At 47.1% G+C, this 18,752-nt stretch carries 16 protein-coding genes; 10 read left to right on the forward strand and 6 right to left on the reverse strand.

Features of this window, described 5'->3' with window-relative positions; genetic code table 11:
- The first annotated feature begins 74 nt into the window (after nucleotides 1-74).
- From smpB to L0U89_RS14570, 3 genes are all read left to right on the forward strand, one after another.
- A complete protein-coding gene (smpB, locus tag L0U89_RS14560) occupies nucleotides 75-545 on the forward strand; it encodes an SsrA-binding protein (protein WP_234862180.1) in 471 nt (156 codons plus the stop codon).
- A 58-nt stretch (nucleotides 546-603) separates the two neighbouring features.
- Nucleotides 604-1,110, forward strand: a complete 507-nt coding sequence (locus L0U89_RS14565; protein ID WP_234862181.1) for an HNH endonuclease — start codon at nucleotides 604-606, stop codon at nucleotides 1,108-1,110.
- 65 nt (nucleotides 1,111-1,175) lie between these two features.
- Nucleotides 1,176-3,680, forward strand: a complete 2,505-nt coding sequence (locus L0U89_RS14570; RefSeq protein WP_234862182.1) for a hybrid sensor histidine kinase/response regulator — start codon at nucleotides 1,176-1,178, stop codon at nucleotides 3,678-3,680.
- 8 nt (nucleotides 3,681-3,688) lie between these two features.
- Here L0U89_RS14570 and L0U89_RS14575 read toward each other — a convergent pair whose 3' ends face one another.
- The 3 genes from L0U89_RS14575 to L0U89_RS14585 form a co-directional block, all read right to left on the reverse strand.
- On the reverse strand, nucleotides 3,689-5,035 hold the full coding sequence (locus L0U89_RS14575) for a sigma-54-dependent transcriptional regulator (protein WP_234862183.1): 1,347 nt from the start codon (nucleotides 5,033-5,035) through the stop codon (nucleotides 3,689-3,691).
- A gap of 81 nt (nucleotides 5,036-5,116) precedes the next feature.
- The gene (locus L0U89_RS14580; protein ID WP_008626758.1) at nucleotides 5,117-5,434 is read right to left on the reverse strand and encodes a hypothetical protein; all 318 of its coding nucleotides are present in this window, start codon (nucleotides 5,432-5,434) and stop codon (nucleotides 5,117-5,119) included.
- A 41-nt stretch (nucleotides 5,435-5,475) separates the two neighbouring features.
- Nucleotides 5,476-5,634: a hypothetical protein gene (locus L0U89_RS14585; RefSeq protein WP_157198491.1), complete on the reverse strand. Its 159-nt coding sequence runs from the start codon at nucleotides 5,632-5,634 to the stop codon at nucleotides 5,476-5,478.
- 284 nt (nucleotides 5,635-5,918) lie between these two features.
- Between L0U89_RS14585 and L0U89_RS14590 the strand changes: the two genes are divergently transcribed.
- Nucleotides 5,919-7,802: an amidophosphoribosyltransferase gene (locus L0U89_RS14590; RefSeq protein ID WP_234862184.1), complete on the forward strand. Its 1,884-nt coding sequence runs from the start codon at nucleotides 5,919-5,921 to the stop codon at nucleotides 7,800-7,802.
- A gap of 49 nt (nucleotides 7,803-7,851) precedes the next feature.
- Here L0U89_RS14590 and L0U89_RS14595 read toward each other — a convergent pair whose 3' ends face one another.
- A complete protein-coding gene (locus L0U89_RS14595; RefSeq protein WP_234862185.1) occupies nucleotides 7,852-8,205 on the reverse strand; it encodes a response regulator in 354 nt (117 codons plus the stop codon).
- Nucleotides 8,206-8,394: 189 nt separating this feature from the next.
- Here L0U89_RS14595 and L0U89_RS14600 point away from each other — a divergent pair, with 189 nt between their 5' ends.
- Entirely contained in the window at nucleotides 8,395-9,447 is a 1,053-nt protein-coding gene (locus L0U89_RS14600) for a M42 family metallopeptidase (protein ID WP_234862186.1), read from the forward strand.
- A gap of 67 nt (nucleotides 9,448-9,514) precedes the next feature.
- Nucleotides 9,515-10,021 carry a glutathione peroxidase gene (locus tag L0U89_RS14605; protein WP_234862187.1) on the forward strand — a complete coding sequence of 169 codons (507 nt, stop codon included), beginning with the start codon at nucleotides 9,515-9,517 and terminating at the stop codon, nucleotides 10,019-10,021.
- A gap of 10 nt (nucleotides 10,022-10,031) precedes the next feature.
- Here L0U89_RS14605 and L0U89_RS14610 read toward each other — a convergent pair whose 3' ends face one another.
- Nucleotides 10,032-11,093 (reverse strand): alkane 1-monooxygenase, encoded by a 1,062-nt coding sequence (locus tag L0U89_RS14610; protein WP_234862188.1) that lies wholly within the window; start codon nucleotides 11,091-11,093, stop codon nucleotides 10,032-10,034.
- A 300-nt stretch (nucleotides 11,094-11,393) separates the two neighbouring features.
- On the opposite strand from L0U89_RS14610, the gene L0U89_RS14615 reads away from it, so the two are divergent.
- From L0U89_RS14615 to L0U89_RS14630, 4 genes are all read left to right on the forward strand, one after another.
- On the forward strand, nucleotides 11,394-11,804 hold the full coding sequence (locus L0U89_RS14615; protein ID WP_234862189.1) for a hypothetical protein: 411 nt from the start codon (nucleotides 11,394-11,396) through the stop codon (nucleotides 11,802-11,804).
- A 109-nt stretch (nucleotides 11,805-11,913) separates the two neighbouring features.
- Entirely contained in the window at nucleotides 11,914-12,630 is a 717-nt protein-coding gene (locus L0U89_RS14620) for a hypothetical protein (RefSeq protein ID WP_234862190.1), read from the forward strand.
- A gap of 81 nt (nucleotides 12,631-12,711) precedes the next feature.
- Nucleotides 12,712-13,161 carry a DoxX family protein gene (locus tag L0U89_RS14625; RefSeq protein ID WP_234862191.1) on the forward strand — a complete coding sequence of 150 codons (450 nt, stop codon included), beginning with the start codon at nucleotides 12,712-12,714 and terminating at the stop codon, nucleotides 13,159-13,161.
- Nucleotides 13,162-13,257: 96 nt separating this feature from the next.
- Entirely contained in the window at nucleotides 13,258-16,452 is a 3,195-nt protein-coding gene (locus L0U89_RS14630; RefSeq protein ID WP_234862192.1) for a UvrD-helicase domain-containing protein, read from the forward strand.
- A 3-nt stretch (nucleotides 16,453-16,455) separates the two neighbouring features.
- Here the strand turns inward: L0U89_RS14630 and glgX are convergent, their stop codons facing one another.
- Nucleotides 16,456-18,561: a glycogen debranching protein GlgX gene (gene glgX, locus L0U89_RS14635; RefSeq protein ID WP_234862193.1), complete on the reverse strand. Its 2,106-nt coding sequence runs from the start codon at nucleotides 18,559-18,561 to the stop codon at nucleotides 16,456-16,458.
- Between the last annotated feature and the right edge of the window lie 191 nt (nucleotides 18,562-18,752).

Here is an 18,752-nt window from a genome sequence, read left to right on the forward strand (position 1 = left end):
AAATAAGTTCGAAATTCGGACATCGAATACCGCAGGCTTTTGTCCCATTAAAATAAATATCTAGGATTCACTTCATGAGCAAGGATACAAAAAACAAATTCGACAAGATCATCAACATCAAAAACAAGAAGGCCTCATTCGAATTTGAGTTCATCGATACTTTTGTGGCGGGCCTCATGCTCAGCGGCACGGAGATCAAATCGGTAAGGGAGGGAAAGGTATCCTTGACGGAGGCATATTGTTACTTTCGCCGCGGCGAACTTTTTGTGAAGCAAATGCACATAGCGCCCTACTCGATGGCGACAAGCTACAACCATGACCCGGTGCGGGAGCGGAAATTGCTCCTCAACAAAAGGGAATTGGAGAAGATGGAAGCCAAATTTGCTGAGAAGGGGCTTTCCGTCATTCCCGTTCGCGTTTTTATCAATGACCGCGGCCTTGCCAAGATGGAAATCGCACTTGCCCGTGGCAAGAAGATCCACGACAAACGCCAGGATATCAAGGAAAAAGACGTCAAGCGAGAACTCGATCGGATGAGATTCTGAAAAAAACAATCCCGCCAAACAACAGGTTTTTTGGCCTAATGAATTTATATTAGGAGCTATGGAAAAACGTGTTTTGGTTTTGAATTTGGATCATAGTCCGGTCGCGGTCGTGCCCGTTCAAAAGGCGTTGGTCCTGACATTTTTGGACAAAGTAAGTTGCCTTTCTTTTTATGAATCCTTGGTGGTACGTACCGTCAGCATGGAATTCAGATACCCTGCCGTCATCCGTCTCAACGAATACCGTAACATACCATACAAGGGCGTATTGCTGAATCGGGCCAACCTTTTCAGACGTGATAGGCACGAATGCCAATATTGCGGTTCCCGGAAGCACCTGACAATCGACCATATCATTCCCCGTTCCAAAGGTGGCAAGACCAATTGGCACAACCTCATCACTGCCTGCCACCGATGCAACGTATACAAGGGCGATAAGACGCCCGACCAGGCTGGGCTGGCTCTGAGGACCGAACCATTTAAGCCTACGCTGTCTTTTTTCTTGGCTGACTATGCCGAACGGCATGCGGAAGAATGGATTCCTTTTTTGGATGTACGGACAGTTTAGGGACTGCTTCCAGCAATTTTTCTTAACTTGGCCTTCACATTTGCCTTCGTTTTCAGCCATTCCCAGTGTTTAAAAAGAGAAAATATCAACTCGGCAACAAAGTAGTCCTTGGGTTCATCTTGGCTGGTTTGCTGGTGCTTGGCGTCAGCATCATCACATTTGTGAGTATCCGAAAGCTTCTTTTGACGGTTGAGAACCTCGCTGAGCCGAATCAACGACTCTCGCAGTTGAACGGACTCTTGGCAGACATTTACCTCTTGGATGTGACCAAGACGGAGAGGACCTCCGACCGTGACTCCACCTTGGAAGCGACGCTGAGCAGTGCCAAATCCAGACTGGAATGGCTCAAGGAAAATGCTGCGGATACCGCCGAGTACCATACTTTCGAGCAGGTCGGGCTTAATATTGCCGAGATCATGGTCGTTTATGCCGGATTGGAGGAAGTGCGGTACATCCTGACCAACAGGAATTTTTCGGAGGAGGCACTCAAAAATATTGAATTGAGGACCAAGCGACAGCAGGAATTGAACGAGTTGGAGTTTTTGTCCCGAGTCAAAACCAAGCAAAAAAGTGAAAATTCTGGAAACAAATCCTTTGGAAATGAAGACCCGCTGAGCGACTTCAGCGCAAGAAACGAGTTGGATGTGCAGGAAGAGTTGATGGAGATCGTGCGTGAGATACAATCTGGCAACAGCGCTTCCGGGAACCTGAAGGCAAGGTCTGATTCAGCGATTCAATCCATCAGGGCAGTGGTAGAAGAAATTTATGAAGACGAAAAACGCCAACAGAGTAATTTCATCACCCTTGAATCACGGTTGATCGAGAAAAACAAGGAAATCTATTCCCAGATACAGGGTGCGATTTCGACCCTTCAACAGAATCTTTTGACTGAATACAACGATCAAAACCAATCAGCTTATAGGCTGACATACACGGTGTCGATTGTGTTGGGATTTTTGGTTTTTCTTGGGGTGGTCGGTTCCTTGGGCTTCATTTTCAGCATCCTGAAAGAGGTCAACCAAGCAAATACCTATCGGGAGAAACTCGAAGAAGCCAAGAAGAAGTCCGATCAGCTTGCCAAGGCAAAGCAAGACTTTTTGGCCAATATGAGCCACGAAATCCGCAATCCGCTGCACGCAATCCAAGGGTATCAGCGCGCGCTTGACCAATCGGGTCTCAATGCCCAACAAAAGGAATTTGTGGAAATGATCGGCTTTGCCTCCCGGACACTCATCTCCATCGTCAATGACATACTCGACTTTTCTAAGCTTGAGGCTGGACAAATTAATATCGAAAGGGCGGCTTTCGAGCCTGTCAAGCTTTTCCTGTCGCTGAAGAGTTTCTATGACTTCAAGGCTGAGGAGAAGAAACTTGATTTCAAATGGCAAATCGACTTGCCTGGGGGTAAATGGCTCATGGGCGACCAATTGCGACTTAACCAAATACTAAATAACCTGTTGAGTAATTCTTTCAAATTCACCTCAGAAGGTAGCATCAAGGTCCACATTGGTTTCGAGGAGGAAAAACTGATATTGGAGGTGGCGGATACAGGCATGGGTATGGGCCCGGAAGTGAAGGAAAACCTGTTCAAGGAGTTCAACCAAGGAGATGCATCCATCACGAGGAAATTTGGCGGTACTGGTCTAGGTTTGGCGATTATCCGAAAATTGATCGATCGCTTGGGCGGGACTGTCGATGTTTGGAGTGAAATCGGGGTGGGAACGACGGTTACGGTGAAGCTTCCTTTCGAGGTCGTAGATCCCGTTGAGAAGGAATTTTCGCAGGAAGTGAATTATGATCTGTCGGGTTTGAATGTACTCGTGGTTGATGACGATACGGTGGGACTTCGGTTGATGAGGCTACTCTTGGAATCCGCCGGAGCAACTGTGTTGGACTTTGCCGGAGGCTTATCCTGGCGGGAAAACTTCAAGCAAGTGCCCTTGGATCTTGCGATTTTGGATATACAAATGCCCGAAGTCAGCGGATTGGATGTGCTTAAAGCATTGAAATCGAATAAGAAGTACAAGAAACTCCCAGTCCTCGCCATGACCGCCAATGTATTTGCCAATGAGAAAAATTCGCTCGGGGAGCAGGGATTTGATGGGGTGGTTTTAAAGCCTTTTGATGAAAAGTCCTTGTTCAGGGAAATTGATAAGCAACTGATAATCAACAAAAAAATAACGATTTCCGACAGGTCCTTTAAAGAAAATGCGGCCGACAAAACCCAGTTTTTTGACCTGAAAGATATCAGGAAATTCTGCTTGGGAGACGAGCAGCTCATGCAGGAAGTCATCCATGATTTGATCCAAAACACAACCACGGACTTGGATACGCTCCGGGAAGCATTGGCAACGGCGGATTATTCCAAAATTCGGGAAATCTGCCATCAATTGGCGAGTAGGCTGGCCCAGATCAAAGCGCCATTTTCTGGAGATATTCGTGAAATTGAGTTGGCGATCAGCGAAAATCGCATCGAAGGACTGGATAGGAAGTTGGAAGAAATCTTTCCTGGTATCGAGCATTTAATCGCCCAACTGCATGCCAAGTATCCTGAGGCGATTGGGAAATAGCAACGGATTTATCCTTGCTGAGAAATCCGGAGTTTTGCCAACTTGTTATACAATGTTTTCCGATCGATGCCTAATAACTTCGCCGCAAGTGACTTGTTGTTGTTTGATTCTTGCAGTGCTTTGCGTATCAGGCCGGATTCTTGGCTCTCGATCCTCAGCGCTTCAGGTCCTTCGATTTCAATTTTAGAACAATTGGCATACGCTATTAACTCCAAGGGCAGCAAATCCTTTTCGAACATCGAACCCGGAGCGAGGAGAACTCCCCGCCTGACGATATTTTTCAATTCCCTCAAATTGCCTGGCCAAGAATAAGACTCAAAGATTTCCTTTACGGCAGGGGCAAAATCCGTGACACTTTTTCCTAAGCGCATATTGCTTTGGTTCACAAAGAATTCAGCAAACTGCATGATGTCCTCCTTGCGCCTTCGCAGCGGTTCGAGGATGACCTGAAATTCGTTTAGCCGGTGAAAAAGGTCTTCACGGAAGCTGCCATTTTGAATACCAGATCGGATGTCTTCGTTTGTTGCGGCGATGATTCGGATGTCAAGTGGTATCTCCGTGTTGGCACCAATCTTTCGGATTTTTCTTTCCTCTATTGCCCTGAGTAATTTGACCTGCACTTCATAGGACAAGTTTCCAACCTCGTCCAAAAAGATCGTTCCGCCATTGGCGAACTCAAAGTGACCAGTCTTATCATCCAAAGCACCCGTAAAGGAGCCCTTTAGATGACCGAATAATTCAGAGGCAGCGAGTTCCTTGCTGAGTGCCCCACAATCCACCGCGATGAATGGCTTGCTACTGCGGGGAGATTGGAGATGAATCTTACGTGCAGCATATTCCTTTCCAGTACCGGTTTCACCTAGAATCAAAACGCTGAGGTCGGTAGCTGCTACGATTGAAATATGCGCATCAATTTGTTGCGAGGCCCGACTTTTTCCCACCAGGTGATCTTTGGGATGAGGTGCTTCATTTTTCTTGGATTGGGGATTTGGTGTTTCCTGCCGCAGCGCATCTCTCACGGTTGCCAATAATTCGTCCGGATTGATCGGCTTGGTGATGTATTCAAACGCCCCAAGTTTCATGGCCTTTACGGCCGTCCTGATATCGATATAGCTTGTGATCAGAATGAAAGGAAGCGCATCGTTCCCATTCAAACTTGTCTCCAAAAGTTGCAAGCCGGTCCCGTCGGGCAGTCTATAGTCCACAATCACCAGATTCGGTTGTTCTTTGCCAATCAAATGTAAACCCTTGCCGACGGAATTGGCAGAAAGCACCTCAAAATTGTTCCTTTCAAGGAAAGTCTTGATGATCCTGGAATAGCTGAGATCGTCTTCGACGAGAAGTATTTTAGACATGGTAGGTAAGTTGGACTTCCCATCAAACAAAAAAGGCACCAGAAATGATCTGATGCCTTTCAATTAGGTAAATTGGATTGGTTATTCCTTGATTTCGGTGCCGTCGGCCTTGAATTTTTTGGTCAAGTCGCTGCCGTTTTCATCAAAAACTACCTTGAAGTGGGCCTCGCCTGATGGATCTACGATTTGCCAAGCTTCCTTGATTTGAAGTCCTTTAAGGCTTTCATTGTTCATGATGGTTGCCTTGATTGGATCCGGAAGTTGCTCTGGATCTAACTTGGTCTTCTCCTGGTCTTGTGCCATTTCAGTTGCCTGTGACAGTGCTGATTCCTGCGCGAAGACTGGACTTGCAGCTAATCCTGCTGCGAAGATAATTCCGAAAAAGAGGTGCTTTTTCATGGTTTTTGTTGGTTTAGGTTAGAAATTGTTTTTTGTTTATCTCAGGGCACATACAGTCTGTGCTCTAATTCGAGTGCATAAAACTCGCTTTCCGCCTCAGGGCAATGCTCCCAATATTTGGTACTTACCTTTCCGTAAGCCAAGATCGAAAGAATCATGATATGAAGTCCGAGGAGGAAAACCGTGAGTGTTTTTTTCATGCCAAATAGGAATGCACGCACCATGCCGAAATCAAAAAGTGCCCAGAAACGCCAGAATTGGGGTTTTGGGTTTTTTGGCTTGTGGAAATCTTCCACACCTGTGGAGTTTTACCACACCCCAATCGTGGAATAGTGGGGTCGTAGGGTGCTGGATTTTCTGCGAGAAATTTCCCAAATGATTTTCGCCTTTTCACAAAATATTGTTTAGACAGAACTTTTTTTACTTCAATTAACTTCTCAAAAAGCGCTACCTTTGTGCTCTCCAATATAACTTCACCACCCCCATGAGTGACCAAATCAAACACGAATGTGGTATCGCGATGATCCGAATGAGGAAAAGCCCTCAATACTTCATCGACAAATACGGTTCACCCCTGTATATTCCCAATAGGCTTTATGTGTTGATGCAGAAACAGATCAATCGCGGTCAGGATGGGGCTGGTGTGGCAAACATCAAAATCAATACGAAGCCTGGGACAAGATATATTAGCCGTTATCGCTCTATTGAGCCCTCTGCGGTCAATGAAATTTTTGATAAAATCCAGAAGAAATATAAAAAAGCCAAAAAGCAGGGAGGGGAAGATGCCATCTTGGACGCCGACTGGCTAAAGGAAAATATCGCGTTTACGGGAGAAGTTTGGTTGGGACATTTGCGGTATGGCACGCACGGCGAAAACAGCATCGAGACTTGCCATCCCTTTTTGAAACAAAACAACTGGCGAAGCCGGAACTTGGTCATGGCGGGCAATTTCAACATGACCAACGTGGAGGAGTTGTTCAGCAAGCTCGTCCAACTCGGTCAGCACCCGAAGGAAAAAACCGATACCGTGACCGTCATGGAAAAAATCGGCCACTTTTTGGATGAGGAGAATCAGCGGCTTTTTGACAAATACAAACTACATTACACCAACGAGCAGATTACCCATGTCATAGAAAACGAATTGGATGTCGCTCGGATTCTCCGCCGCTCTTGCCGGGATTTTGATGGGGGATATGCCATGGCAGGGATAATTGGGAACGGTTCCAGTTTTGTGGTCCGGGATCCATCGGGTATCAGGCCTGCATATTATTACGCCGACGAGGAAATCGTCGTCGTGGCTTCAGAGAAGCCTGCGATCAAGTCCGCATTTAACATCGACTACAAACAAATCAAGGAAATCCAGCCTGGCCACGCCTTGGTCATCAATAAGGACGGATCATTTGCGGAGTATGAAATCCTCCCCGCGAGAGAAAAGAAATCCTGCAGCTTCGAACGCATCTATTTTTCCCGAGGCACCGACCCTGATATCTATCGGGAGAGAAAATTACTCGGAAAGGCCTTGATCCCCCAAGTGCTGAAGGCTATCGATTTTGATTTGAAAAACACCGTTTTTTCCTATATTCCCAATACCGCCGAGACAGCTTTTCTTGGAATGATTGAAGGGCTCGAAGATTACCTTTCAGCGAAGCGGAAAGAGGTGTTGTTGGACGGGAAACCTCATTTGGAAGACTTGGAAGCGCTTTTGAGCTTCAGGCCAAGAGTTGAGAAACTCGTCAGCAAGGACGTGAAGCTCAGGACATTCATCACCAACGACTCCGACCGTGATGCGATGGTGGCCAATGTATACGATACCACTTATGAAGTCGTACGCGCTGGAATCGACACTTTGGTGGTGATTGACGACAGCATCGTGAGGGGGACGACTTTGGAGAAAAGCATCTTGACAACACTCGATAAACTAAACCCCAAACGTATCATCATCGTGTCCTCTGCACCCCAGATTCGTTTTCCGGATTGCTACGGCATTGACATGTCGAGGATGAAGGAGTTTGTGGCCTTCCGCGCCACGGTAGAGTTGTTGAAGGACAGGGGAATGTCTTACCTTTTGGAAAAGACCTATGACCAATGTACGTCTCAGCAGATATTGACCGAAAACTATGTGAAAGCGATCTACGAACCTTTCACCGACCAAGAGATTTCAGACAAAATCGCCGAAATCATTACCTCAGATGAAATCAAGGCTGAAGTGAAGGTTGTGTTCCAAACTGTTGAAAACCTTCACAAGTGTATTCCAGACCATTTGGGCGACTGGTATTTTACGGGAGATTTTCCTACCTCGGGCGGAATGCGTGTCGTGAACAGGGCATTTGCAAACTATATGGAGGGCAAAGCCGTCAGGGCGTATTAGGATAGCCTTTCATTTAGAAATTCAAAAAATCTTAAGGAATAGGTGGCAGCTATTGGAGACGGTTGACCACTTCCAGGAGTTCTTCAGGATTGATTGGCTTGGAAATAAACGCGTCGGCACCTGCGCCAATGGCTTTTGCTGCGGCTTCTTCCCCAAATCGGGTCATCAGCACGACCTTTGCCTTCGGACTTTTTTCCTTCAACAAAGTCAATACCTCCAGTCCATTCATGTCCGGCAATCTGTAATCCAGGATTGCTAATTCGAAATGGTCGGCATCCATAATCTGAAGCGCGTCTTTTCCGTTTTTCGCGTCTGAAACCTCAAAACCGTTCTTGTCGAGAAATTTTGAGATCAACTTGCTGAACACAATATCGTCTTCAACGAGCAATAATTTTTTTCCCATATCTCTAATTGTAGGTTTCAAATTAACTATTTGTCCGAGTGCATTCAAGGAATAATTCCCGATTTATACCAATGGCGGATAGCAGTGTTCAATATTCATTGAATATGTATTGGATTAAAATCCCGGTTTCAATATTCGTTGAATTTGAGCAAATTCGCAGGCTAGCTTGAAAAACCAAACCCAAACGATATGGATGTCAATGTGACTTTGCTCAAACAAATCTGCGAAACGCCTGGCGCCCCGGGCTATGAAAAAAGAATCCGGGACCTTGTCGTTTCTTTGGTGACTCCCTTGGCAGACGAAGTCAAGGCCGACAATCTCGGCAACGTCATCGCCATCAAAAAAGCAAAGGAAAACCCAGAAGGCAAGCGGGTGATGGTCGCTGCCCATATGGATGAGATCGGATTTATTGTGACCCATATTGATGACAAAGGATTCGTGAGGTTCCATACCTTGGGTGGTTTTGACCCCAAGACACTGACGGCGCAGCGCGTGATTGTTCACGGAAAAAAAGACCTGATTGGCGTAATGGGAAGTAAACCCATCCATGTGATGACCCCCGAGGAAAAAAACAAGCTGCCCCAAACCACCGATTTTTTTATCGACCTGGGCATGCCCAAGGAGGAGGTGGATAAATACGTTACGGTCGGAGATCCGATTACCCGCGATCGCGAATTGATCGAAATGGGTAATTGTGTCAACTGCAAATCCATTGACAACCGCATAGCAGTATATATTTTGATCGAGACGCTGAGGTTATTGGAGAACCCGGCCTATGATGTTTACGCCACATTTACCGTGCAGGAGGAGGTAGGACTGAGGGGCGCCAACGTAGCCGCACACGGAATCAATCCTGATTTCGGGATTGCCTTGGACACCACAATAGCCTTTGATGTCCCCGGCGCACAACCCCACGAGAAAATCACTGAGTTGGGTAAAGGGACTGCGATCAAGATCATGGACGCTTCCACCATATGCGACTACAGAATGGTGGCGTTCATGAAAAAGACGGCCGACACGCACCAAATCAAATGGCAACCCGAAATCCTAACCGCCGGTGGGACCGACACGGCGGGAGTACAGAGAATGGGCAAGCAGGGCGCAATTGCCGGAGCGATATCCATTCCGACGAGACACCTCCATCAGGTCATTGAAATGGCCCACAAAGATGACATCCTCCAAAGCATCAGCCTACTCAAGGCATGTTTGGAGGATTTTGGGAAATTTGATTGGGCACATTAGACCTTTTTTCCTGACAAAGGTCGAAACATTTTGATTTCCAAAAGGCTTTATACCATAAATGACCTACATGAAGTCCTTCCACGATTTTTCAGCCAAAACACTTCAGGGGAAAGTAGTTTCGATGGCTGATTTTAAAGGTAAAATGGTCCTCGTCGTCAATACAGCCAGCAAATGCGGCCTGACTCCCCAATACGAAGGCCTTGAAAAATTGTTTCAGAAATACCAAGACAAAGGCTTGGTCATCCTCGGTTTTCCCTGCAACCAATTTGGTAACCAAGAACCGGGTGACGAGAAATCCATAGCCCAGGGCTGTGTGCTTAATTATGGCGTGACCTTTCCGATGTTCGCCAAAGTCGATGTCAACGGGGAAAATGCCCATCCGATTTTTAAGTTCCTGAAAAGCAGATTGAGGGGAATATTTGGCTCCCGTATCAAGTGGAACTTTGCCAAGTTTCTGGTGGATGACAAAGGAAGGCCCTTGAAAAGATTCTCTCCATGGACCAAGCCAGAAAGCATCGATGGATATTTGGAAAGGTTGATACAGAAATCTTCCGAAAAAATCGCCCTGAAATAGTCTGGGGAAATCAGGCCTCGGCCAATTGTTGGTTTCGCTCCAGTCTTTGGTTCATCACTGCAAACCACAACGGGGGAACCAAGGCCATCAACATGCTTCCCGGATACCCTGTCGGTAGCTGCGGACTTTCGTCCATGTGGCGGAGGATTTGGTATTTCCGCGATGCGAGGTAATGGTGGTCGCTGTGCCTTGTCAACTCAAAAAGGACGATCCGTCCCATTTCGTGGTCAGAATTCCAGGAATGAATGGGCAGAACCCGCTCGGGACGGCCATTCGATAGGATTTTTCTCCGCAGTCCATAGTGCTCGATGTAGTTGATCGTTTCCAGTAGCAACACGCCGATTAGGGCCACAGCCAATGCGAACGGAACTACCATGACGCCAAAAACTGCCCCGACAGCCACCAAATAAGCGAGCTGAAAAGTTTGGAAACGCAGCATCTCATTCTGCCAAGACCAGAATTTTTGCCCTTTTCGTTGCAGACGCTCATTCTCCAATTTCCATGCGTTTTTGTATTGGCCGATGATTGATCTAAAGAAAAAAGCATAAACGTTTTCATCTTTCCTGGCGGTGGCTGGGTCTGCGTCAGTGGAGACATGCTTGTGGTGCCCGCGATTATGCTCGATAAAAAAATGCTGGTACAGCACGGGAAGCAGTCCCCATTTTGCCAAGGACTGTTCCCAAGGATTGGACCGATGGCCGAGCTCATGCGCTACGTTGATCCCAAGTGCGCCCAGCACAATCCCGATGCTGACCGTCAATCCTGCAGTTTCCATTCCCGTGAGCCCTCCTTTTTGGATGACGCCAAAATATCCGGCCAGCAGCAAATAGCAGATCGGCGCACAGGCGTAAAGCAACACATCGTAAATTCGATTCTTTAATCTGGAAACTTCCTCCTCGGGACTTGGATTCTTGGTCGAAGCGGGGAGAATCGCATCCAAAACAGGGAAAATACCAAATGCCAATATCAAAGTAGCCCAAGACCATGCACCTTGCCATTCGAGCGCAAACCAAGCGGAAAGTGGGATGGTGTAGGCAGTAAGGTACTTGAGGTCTGTGAGGCTTAGTTTCATGTTGGCAAGATTTGGTATTGAAAAGTTTTGAGGCGTTTTCAATCCTGAAATTAGCCAATTGAGATTGTGAAAACAAAGGTTGGGAATCGACAGCGATGCGGCAACCCGTGCACTGCGCTTTTTGGCTGAAAATCAGCTGGAAAATCGGCGAATTGACACTTTTATATCTCGAAGAATTCGCCAAAATTGCATTGAATCAGACAAGTCGAATTTCTTCGGAATCCAGTTTGAATGGCCTGTTTTTGATCCGATTCGGCTGATTTCCCTTTTTCCAATGATTTGTCTAAACCCAGTTTCAAAATGGATAAGAAGCTTGTTTCAATGTTCGTATTTTACCTGTTGGTAGGCATGGCTGTTTGTCGGGGTCAAAGCATCAAAGCAAGCGCCTTTGACGGCATCGTGGTGGCTGGATACGTTGACCGTGGAGGCTTCACCAATTTCACAGGCCCCAATATCAACTGGGTCAAAGGCGACTCGAGGGTTATCCTCAGTGCCTTGCCTTCCCTGCGGTACAAAAAAGATGAAGGACCGACCCAAAATACATTTGTGACGCCTACCTTGGGAATTGGGCTTACTTACGCCTATCGGGCCTTGGCGATACAGATGCCGTTTTATTACAACAGCAAAACCGCCACGGAGAATGGAAGATGGCATGTGGGCATTGGCATTGGCCTTCGTCTCAACCATTTCAACAAACCCAAAACCGATTAGCGCCTCATGTTCAGCCGCCAAAATGCGTTTGATTTGTAAACCAAATTTCGTCCGATTTTTCAGCTGTGATATGTTTCCCTATCTTTGACCGCATTCAGTCTTTCAGTCGATGAAATATTTTCCCGCATTTTGGGTCATTACGTTATTCATGTTTGCGTCCTGTTCCGATGATTCAGGGAATCCAAATACGGAAAACGATATCCCCTTTGTCACCGACCATTTTGCGGTAGATGCTGCCGGCAATACTTACCTTGCCGGTTTTGACCAGGTCAGCAGCAATAATCAAGACCCATTTATCCATAAGAAAAACTCCCGGGGCGAGACCCTTTGGAGGTTACGTTATGAAGAGACACCTGTGGATGGCAGGGCCGTGTTGGTTGCCTGGAGCGAGGGCCGGTTGTACGCTGTTATGACCGTCGATGGGGGTAGTGTCGCCACCAATTCGATCACGCGGCATCAGGTGGTGCCGGGGGCATTTGAAGGTGTTTTCCAAAGTGGATATGGGGTCGGTGGCGGGCCCAGGGTGAGTTTGGTCATGGAAATAGATTCAGAAACAGGCAAGATCAAAAAGGGCACCTTTATCACGGCCCGTCTTACCGATGGCAATACCAATGCCCTGCTGGTACCGCAGATCGGCTTTTCGAATGGCAGGATCGTGCTGCGGGCAGTAGCGGCTGCTTGGCCTCCCGGTGCGGGAACTTCCTATGTACGGTTTCCAAATATCAGTGATGCGGATCGGATTGAGGATGCGTTTTGGTTGCGCTACGAAATTGAACTGGATTTTTCGCGGATCAGCAAGGCTGATCTGCTGCAATCCACGTTTTGATTTTGGGAAAAGACCAGACGTCAATAGCCGAGATTTGACCAAATTTTCCGATTAGTTTTTTTTTACAAAGCCAAATGAGCAATGAAGAATTTTGTTGATTGGTTGCTTTCAAGAAACACCAATACCGAAAGTCTATCTGATTTCGGAAAGGTTTTGTTACGCGTCGGCGTGGCTTTGCCGATGAGCATTCGACACGGATGGCCTACGCTTGCCAATTGGTGGAGGGGAGAAATCAGCTATCCCGATCCTTTGGGTTTGGGCCAGAACTTGACGATGGTGATGATGGGAAGTTTGGAGGCAGTAGCCACGCTGATGATTGTGGTCGGGATTTTGGCCAGGCCGGCGTCGCTGATGCTCGCGGTTGGCTTTTCTGTCGCGGTGTTGGTCGTGCACGGCGCAGATGATTTCGGGACCAAGGAGCTGCCCTATCTGTACATGGTGGCCTATTGGGCGATTTTCCTGATCGGGCCAGGGAAGTTTTCCGTGGATTATTGGCTTTTCGGTAAAAAGGCGGATCGAAGTATCTCTTAACAAAATCCCGACATTCTCCGTCATCGATTTTTTATTCCAGACATTTTGAGGTTTTTTTATAGGGTGATGCTGCGTCATTTTTAAAAAGAACAACTCATGCAAACAAAGCCATTTGTCATCTACAAATCTTCCGCGGGGTCAGGAAAAACTTACACCCTGACCAAGGAATATCTGAAACTGGCTTTGCGAAACCCAATTGCATTTCGCGGTATCTTGGCCGTGACATTCACCAACAAGGCCACGCATGAGATGAAGGAGCGTATCTTAAGCCAACTCGCAAGGCTGCGCGTGGAGGTTGTTCCTGAGGAAACAATGGATGCCGAGCTCATGGAGGCGTTGGGCTGTGGGGAAGAGGGATTAAAGGAAAAAGCAAATCTGGCGCTTTCTGCGATCCTGCATGATTACGGACGTTTTTCCGTGAGCACAATCGATAGTTTTTTCCAAAAAATCGTCCGCGCATTTGCACGCGAAATGGATCTCAACGCCCAATTTGAGTTGGAATTGGATCAGGATGCCGTGCTGTCAAAAACCGTGGACAGGGTCATTGAAAAGGCGGTCTCCGATACCGAGTTGCACCAATGGATGGTCGAATACGCCATCGAGCAAATCCAGGAAGGCAAGTCTTGGGATATTCGCAAAAACATCCAGGAATTGGCCAACAAGATATTCCAAGAGGACTTCAAGAAGTATGGCAATGAAATCCGAAAGTTTTTGGATGATAAAGATGCTTTGGAAGGATTGAAAAACTTTGCCAGAAAGGGCAGGGCTGAAATCATTGCTGAGGCCAAAAACCTGAAATCCCAAGCCAACCAAATCCGACAAAGGCATGGTTTGGAATGGACGGATTTCAAAGGTGGTTCAAGGTCATTTGCCAATAAGTTTGACCGATTTGGTGAAATGCCCAATCCAATCGCTGATCTCAGAAATACAAAAGGTGAACTTCCACCATCAGTCAATGAATGGTATACAAAAACAAGCAAAAGTGCTCAGGCAATCATTTCGGCCTATGAGGAGGGATTGGGAAGTTTGATTGGCAAGGCCTTAGAACTGGAACAGCGCTGGAACACGATCATCGCTCTCGGGCGTAACATTTACGTTTTTGGACTATTTCGGTACCTTTTGGATGAACTTGCTGCCGTCAAAGACGAGGAAAACATCCTGTTGATATCCGATGCCAACGAATTTCTGAAGGAAATCACAGCCGAAACCGATGCTCCTTTTATCTATGAAAAAGTGGGAAACCAATTCCGACATTTCCTGATCGATGAATTCCAGGATACTTCGGGATTCCAATGGGCCAGTTTCAAGCCGCTTTTGCAAAACAGTCTGGCACAAGGGAACGCTAATCTGCTCGTCGGCGATGTCAAGCAGTCGATCTATCGCTGGAGGGGAGGGGATATGCGGCTGATGCTCGAAGAAGTCGAATCCGAAATAGGTCTGGACTATATTCAGGAGAAAAATCTGGATACCAATTTCCGAAGCCTTCCAAACATCATTGATTTCAACAACGCCCTATTCAAGCATTTGCCACAAGCATTTGAATCCAAACTGGAAAGGGATTTTGGTACCAACGGACAGGAAATCATTTCCAAAGCATACAGCGAGGTGTTTCAACACGTCTCAGCGCGCAAAGTCGGGCTGGGTTTGGGTGGACTGGTAAGGTTTGAAGTGTTGGAAGGCGATAGGGAGGAAGAGGAAGGGAAATTCTTGGGCCAGGTTTTGGCAAAGGTTCCCCAAATGGTCATCGAATTGCAGCAGAAGGGCTACGGACTGAGGGACATCGCCTTTTTGGTGAGGACCAAGGCTGAGGGTGAGGAGATTGCCGATTGCCTGATGGATTATGCCCATCAGCATCCCGATACCGGATTTCGGTTTGACGTACTTTCCGATGAATCTATGTTTCTGACCAAAAGCGTGGCGGTAGTCGCCTTGGAAGCTGCTTTGCGCTACTTGTCGGATCCAAAGGACGAGTTGGCCTGGAAGACGATGTGGTATTACTATGCAGTCGGTCAGGGAAATGCAATCGGACATGCGCTTTTTTCTTCCGGAAATGGGCCCGATTGGGTTGAGAGGGGAATAGCTGGTTTTGAAAACGAGATATCAGGATGGATCAAATTGCCTCTTATGGAGCTGGTGGAGGAGTTGATTGAGCAGCTTGGTATCAAAGGGGAAGGTCTGGAGATGGCCTATATCGCGGCATTCAAGGAAGCAGTATATGATTTTACCCAATTCAACCGTGCCGATTTGGCGGGATTCTTGGAATGGTGGGAGCAGGAAAAAGGGAAACGTACTGTGAAAATCCCGGAGAGCCATGAAGCAATGCGGATTTTGACGATTCACAAGTCGAAGGGATTACAGTTTAAGGTCGTTCTTATGCCATTTTTGAAATGGACGATTTTTGACACGACGAAAAGCAATATCCTTTGGGCCCCTTTTCAAGCACAAGGACTGGATGCAATAGTTCCGCTTCGTTTGGACAAGAAGTTGGGGAAATCAGCTTTTTCGGAGCTATACCGAAGCGAGGCAGTGATGTCTTACCTGGATTCGCTCAACATGCTTTACGTGGCGTTTACCCGGGCGGAAGAAGTGCTTTGGGGACTTTTGCCTTTTCAAAAAGAGCCAAAGGGAAGCAGTATTCAGAATTTTGTTCAGCAATATGTTGAACGGGTCGGAAAGGGCGAATATGGTTCTTACGATGCCGATTCTCGGGTTTATGAATTGGGTATATGGCCTAAAAAGTCCCAACAAACGGTTGCTTCCGCTCCAGTTGTGCCCCTGCGTTGGGAATACCAAGCTTGGGATGAATTGTTACAGGTACGGGAATTTGCCGGTGACTTTTCAGAAAGTGGTTTGGAACGGCGAAGAAAACGTGAGTTTGGAAGTATGATCCATGAGTTGTTGGAGAAATCAGGATCGAAAGCGGAGGTGATGATGGGTTTGGAGGAACTTCATTTTGAGGGAAGGCTTGACCAGGTAGAACAGGAGACAGTAAAGTCTCAATTGGATAGACTTTTCGATAATCCCGTTTTTGCGTCTTGGTTTTCGGGTGAATATCCGACAATGGTCGAGCAGGGCATCATTCTTCCCGGTGGCCAGCAAAAGCGTCCTGACAGGATCTTGGTCGGCAAAGATTGCGTGAGAGTTGTTGATTTCAAAACGGGAGAGGCCCAGGAAAAGTACATGACCCAGCTGCTTGAGTACATGGCTCTCGTGGGAGAGATGACGGGACTCCCTGCCAAAGGTTTCATCTGTTATCTCGAGTCCGCCGAGATTGTCGAGGTGGCTGGATGAAACCTATTGACCGTTCAATCCCCCTTCTTTTAGTCCCGTAATCAACACCACCATCGAATGCGGCGCCACATTGTAGCTGTAGCCCACGTAGGGCTTTGCATCCGCCCACAGGCAAATATCTTCGGGCGATTCAAGGTTGGTATCTATCCACCGCTTCCAGGCCACAGGTTTTGATTCAATGTTTTCCGGTAGCTGGAACAACAACTCGCGGTCGTATGCATTGATCAGGTAGTGGGTTGCAAACTTGCGGCTCAGCGCCAAAACCGTCAGCGCGATACTACGGGAATGCTCAGACCAATCGGGTTGGTTGAGTTTGGTGCCATGCCAAAAAATCAAGGATTGTCCCAAAAGCTCCCGGAGACTCATGTTGAACGTGGCTTTTGATGTTTCACGCAAGAGTCGTTTTTTGATCAGGATTTTCACAAAACGGAATATGTCAGCATTTTTTTCCACCAGTTCCCAATCAAACCATGTCAGTTCGTTGTCTTGGCAGTAGGCGTTGTTGTTTCCTTGTTGCGTGTGGCATACTTCGTCACCCATGAGCAACATGGGTGCACCGAGTGCAAGCATGTTGGAAGCCAAGAAGTTTTTGATCTGACGTTTCCGGAGTCCAAGGACTTTTGGGTTGTCAGTCGGTCCTTCGACGCCACAGTTCCAGCTTAGGTTATCATTATGCCCGTCGCGGTTGTTTTCGCCGTTGGCGAGGTTCCGCTTTTTGTTATAACTGACGAGGTCATTCAAAGTGAATCCGTCGTGGCATGTCACGAAATTGATGGACTTTTCAAGCTCTCGGTTCATCTTTTCATACATGTCCGGGCTACCGATGAGCCGCGTCGCGAAAAGTCCGACTTTTCCCTTATCCCCTCGGAGAAAACTCCTGATATCATCCCGGAATTTTCCGTTCCATTCTTTCCAACTATCACCGGTGAAATTACCGACTTGGTAGAGTCCGGCGGCATCCCAGGCCTCGGCGATCAATTTGGTGCCAGCCAAAACCGGATCGGATTCGATATCCCAAAGAATCGGTGGGTTTTCGATCGGGACGCCTTTCTCGTTCCTCGACAATACCGAAGCCAAGTCAAACCGGAATCCATCCACATGCATGTCCCTTACCCAGAAATGCAAGCTGGACAAGATCATCCGTCTGACAATCGATTGGTTGGCGTTTAGGGTATTGCCCGTTCCGGAGTAGTTTTTGTATTTGGACTTGTCCTCGTCCAAGATGTAATAGATGCTGTTGTCAATCCCCCGAAAAGTGTAAGTCGGTCCGGTATCATCATTTTCCGAGGTGTGGTTGAATACCACATCCAAAATCACCTCAATGCCGGCTTGGTGCAAGGCTTTGACCATGTCCCTGAATTCATCCAAAACCGCCAATGGATCATTTGAGGTGCTGTACCCTTGGTGGGGTGCAAAAAACGATATCGGGGAGTATCCCCAATAATTGGTTAATCCTTCGGGCGCATCCTGGTCGTCAAATTGGAATACAGGCAAGAGCTCAACAGCAGTGATACCCAAATCTACGAGGTAAGGGATTTTTTCTATCAAACCCAAGAACGTCCCACGCTTCTCTGGTGGAAGCCCGGAATTGGGGTTTTTGGTGAAACCTCCGACGTGCATTTCGTAGATGACGGTCTTCGAAAAGGGTCTTCTTGGATGGACATCTCCGTTCCAATCGTAAGTCGAAAGGTCCACCAAGACACTTTTCAAAAACGGTGCCTCACTGTTTCCAAATTCGTTTAGGGCTTTGCGGTTGTAATTTTTGGGTATGGCGACCGATTTGGAGTAGGGGTCCAAGAGTACTTTGGAGGCATCGAATCTGTGTCCTTTATCGGGCTGAAAGGGGCCGTGGACGCGAAATCCGTAGAGTTGTCCACCTTTTAGACCCTGAATGCCAATATGCCAATAATGGTAGGTCTTGTTGACTTGCGGATCAAGCCGAAAGACGTGGCTCGGGGACATATCCTCTACCGAATCAAAAAGGAGCAATTCTACCCATTCTGCATTTTTGGAGAACAGGCAAAAATTGAACGATTCGTGGTGGATGGAAGGCCCGATTGGGAAACTGAGTCCTTTGTGGACCAAAAAACCTGATTGTTGCCGATGCATGGTGTGATTAATCATGTAAATATTGGAGAAAAACCGAGCAAAACAAATGTTTATGGGTTTAAATCGGTTCGTCCATGATACTCATGTTCCAAGGCTGGTTAAAGATGTTATTTTAAATCATATAAAAATTATAGGAAATGTAGGAAAATAAATTTTCACCATTTACTTTTGGGCCTATCAAAACTTTGCAC

Origin of the sequence: Mariniradius sediminis (assembly GCF_021491425.1) — a bacterium.
In the GTDB taxonomy this organism is placed as follows: Bacteria; Bacteroidota; Bacteroidia; order Cytophagales; family Cyclobacteriaceae; genus Mariniradius; species Mariniradius saccharolyticus.

Bases quoted from the DNA above. Each gene is read 5' to 3' on its own strand.
- L0U89_RS14615 (WP_234862189.1), top strand. From the start codon at position 11,394: ATGGATAAGAAGCTTGTTTCAATGTTCGTATTTTACCTGTTGGTAGGC.
- L0U89_RS14595 (WP_234862185.1), bottom strand. From the start codon at position 8,205: ATGGGAAAAAAATTATTGCTCGTTGAAGACGATATTGTGTTCAGCAAG.
- L0U89_RS14605 (WP_234862187.1), top strand. From the start codon at position 9,515: ATGAAGTCCTTCCACGATTTTTCAGCCAAAACACTTCAGGGGAAAGTA.
- smpB (WP_234862180.1), top strand. From the start codon at position 75: ATGAGCAAGGATACAAAAAACAAATTCGACAAGATCATCAACATCAAA.
- L0U89_RS14620 (WP_234862190.1), top strand. From the start codon at position 11,914: ATGAAATATTTTCCCGCATTTTGGGTCATTACGTTATTCATGTTTGCG.
- L0U89_RS14590 (WP_234862184.1), top strand. From the start codon at position 5,919: ATGAGTGACCAAATCAAACACGAATGTGGTATCGCGATGATCCGAATG.
- L0U89_RS14600 (WP_234862186.1), top strand. From the start codon at position 8,395: ATGGATGTCAATGTGACTTTGCTCAAACAAATCTGCGAAACGCCTGGC.
- L0U89_RS14610 (WP_234862188.1), bottom strand. From the start codon at position 11,093: ATGAAACTAAGCCTCACAGACCTCAAGTACCTTACTGCCTACACCATC.
- L0U89_RS14625 (WP_234862191.1), top strand. From the start codon at position 12,712: ATGAAGAATTTTGTTGATTGGTTGCTTTCAAGAAACACCAATACCGAA.
- L0U89_RS14565 (WP_234862181.1), top strand. From the start codon at position 604: ATGGAAAAACGTGTTTTGGTTTTGAATTTGGATCATAGTCCGGTCGCG.
- L0U89_RS14630 (WP_234862192.1), top strand. From the start codon at position 13,258: ATGCAAACAAAGCCATTTGTCATCTACAAATCTTCCGCGGGGTCAGGA.
- L0U89_RS14585 (WP_157198491.1), bottom strand. From the start codon at position 5,634: ATGAAAAAAACACTCACGGTTTTCCTCCTCGGACTTCATATCATGATT.
- L0U89_RS14580 (WP_008626758.1), bottom strand. From the start codon at position 5,434: ATGAAAAAGCACCTCTTTTTCGGAATTATCTTCGCAGCAGGATTAGCT.
- L0U89_RS14575 (WP_234862183.1), bottom strand. From the start codon at position 5,035: ATGTCTAAAATACTTCTCGTCGAAGACGATCTCAGCTATTCCAGGATC.
- glgX (WP_234862193.1), bottom strand. From the start codon at position 18,561: ATGCATCGGCAACAATCAGGTTTTTTGGTCCACAAAGGACTCAGTTTC.